The 2342-nt window shown below is 39.4% G+C and carries 2 protein-coding genes; both read right to left on the bottom strand.

Annotated elements, in window-relative coordinates; all coding sequences use genetic code 11:
- Positions 1-90 precede the first annotated feature (90 nt).
- Positions 91-1422 (bottom strand): MATE family efflux transporter, encoded by a 1332-nt coding sequence (locus LI149_RS14915; protein WP_117495474.1) that lies wholly within the window; start codon positions 1420-1422, stop codon positions 91-93.
- Positions 1423-1594: 172 nt separating this feature from the next.
- Positions 1595-2062, bottom strand: coding sequence for a MarR family winged helix-turn-helix transcriptional regulator (locus tag LI149_RS14910; RefSeq protein WP_117495473.1), 468 nt, complete (start codon positions 2060-2062; stop codon positions 1595-1597).
- Positions 2063-2342 lie beyond the last annotated feature (280 nt).

Here is a 2342-nt window from a genome sequence, read left to right as displayed (position 1 = left end):
ATGCAATTGCATGACGCGCACCTCGCAGCAAGAATGCCGAGGCATTCTTGAATTTCTTACAGAATATCCTTATCCCTGATCAATGTATTTTCACATATAATGATATATCTTTCGCTGTCTGATAAAAAATGCAGCTGTCATAAAAAGTGTACAAAGCTCTGCCACTGTAACGGCACTCCAAATTCCGTTCACTCCAAAGAATACAGGCAGTATCAGAACTGCCGCCATCTGGAATAATAATGTTCGAAGAAATGAGATCGCAGCCGAAATCATTCCATTGTTCAATGCTGTAAAGAATGCTGATCCATAAATATTGAATCCATTGATCAGAAAACTGATAAAATATATCCTGAATCCGTGTCTTGTCATCTCAAATAATTCTGCGTCATATCCCACAAACAATTTTGCAAGCGGTGTTGTAATCACCTGAGAGAACACGAAAAGTCCAATCCCCCATATTCCAATCAGTCGCAGGCTCTTTTTGAACATATTTTTCAGCTCACTGTGATTGCCGGCACCATAATGATAGCTGACGATCGGCGCACTTCCAATAGAATATCCGATAAAAATAGCAATAAATATAAAGTTCGCATACATAATAGATCCATAAGCCGCTACTCCATTTTCACCGGCTACTTTCATAAGCTGCAGATTATAAAGAGAATTTACAACTGAACTGGACAGATTCGTCATAAACTCGGATGCACCATTGCTGCATGTCTTTAATAAAATTCTGCTGTCAAAACTAGGTCTTCCAAGTTTCAGAAGACTTGAATTTTTTCGTGCAAAATAAAAAATCGGGAACAATCCGCCAATAAATTCTCCGCATACTGTCGCAACTGCTGCCCCTGCAATTCCAAATCCAAGACATCCCACAAACAAATAATCCAAAACCATGTTGGTCACACCCGCCACAATGATAACTTTTAACCCAAGTTTTGGTTTCTGTGCTGCAACAAAAAAGCTCTGAAACACATTCTGCAGCATAAAAGCTGGAAAAGAAATAAATGTGATGCGCCCGTACAACACACAGTCTGAAAGCAGTTCACCAGCTGCGCCAAGCATCACTGCTATCGGACGAATCAAAATCATTCCAAGAAGACTAACTGCTATGCCACCAATTATCGTAACATAGACTAACATGGAAAAATATTCATTTGCCTTTTCTTTTTTTCCTTCTCCCAGAGTTGTTGCTACAATCGCGCTGCCTCCGGTACCGATCATAAACCCAAGAGCTGAAAGTCCCATCAGAATCGGCATAATTAAATTGATTGCTGCAAATGCCGTCTTTCCGGCAAAATTCGACACAAACAGACCGTCTACAACACCGTAGATCGACGTAAAGATCATCATCACAATAGACGGTAATACAAATTTTATTAATTTTTTATAAGTAAAATGATCTGATAACTGAATCTCCATAAAAAAATCTACTCCTCTTTATATACCTTTTATATCAGCTGGGAGATGACGCGCACCTCTATAGGTGGTGAGAAACAAGCTAGTATCAGTGGTGGGAGTCAATCCCCCAGCTGATATAGCCTCCGGCAGGATTGCAGAAGTGCAATAACTTCTGTTTCTATAAAATCCTCAACTATACTTGAGACATTTGAAGCTTCTGGATATTCGCTTTCAATTCCATATTATACTTTTCGTAAAGTTCCAGCATCTTCTTGCATTCTTCCTTACTCATACCAGAAAATGCCTGATTCTCTGCCTCTATCACCGGATAAATCTTCTCTTCCATAAGTTTCTGTCCCTTTTCCGTCAGATGAATATGCATATCACGGCCTTTTCCTTTTTCCAGTATCAGATATCTATCCTGTTCCAGCTTACGGATCGATGAATTCACTGTCTGCTTTGGAATACAGCACATCTGACTGATATCGCGCTGCAAACATCCATCCCCCATCTCACAAATGGCGTATAGAATATCAAATCCGCTTAATGACAGTCCTACCTTTGTCGCAGCCTCACGGTATACATCATTAAACTCTTTATAAATGTGATTAAACTCTATGAGCTGACGGCTCATGTATAGTGTTTTTTGTTTCGACTCCATTATTTTTTCTCCTCAAGTCCGATTTCGTACTTATTACAGTATAGTCCGATTTCGTACTCGTGTCAAGTGTTTTACTCGATATTGCCAATCCAAATGAAAGAAGGAAAGGACGAAGTCAAAACAATTCGCAAAAGAACAAAAAAGATGAAAAAAAGCAAAAATTGTTGTTGCTTTTTTCCTGAAAGTGTAGTAATATAATCTTCGGGCAATCGAGAAAAGCCTTTTATGCGGAAGTGTCGGAACTGGCAGACGAGCAAGACTAAGGATCTTGTAAGCATTG

Source organism: Dorea sp. 210702-DFI.3.17 (genome assembly GCF_020560825.1).
Classification (GTDB): domain Bacteria; phylum Bacillota; class Clostridia; order Lachnospirales; family Lachnospiraceae; genus Dorea; species Dorea formicigenerans.
Note: the sequence above shows the minus strand (reverse complement) of the source record. Positions and strands in the feature narration are given on the sequence as shown.

Coding starts and splice junctions, on each gene's coding strand:
- LI149_RS14915 (WP_117495474.1), bottom strand. CDS start 1,422: ATGGAGATTCAGTTATCAGATCATTTTACTTATAAAAAATTAATAAAA.
- LI149_RS14910 (WP_117495473.1), bottom strand. CDS start 2,062: ATGGAGTCGAAACAAAAAACACTATACATGAGCCGTCAGCTCATAGAG.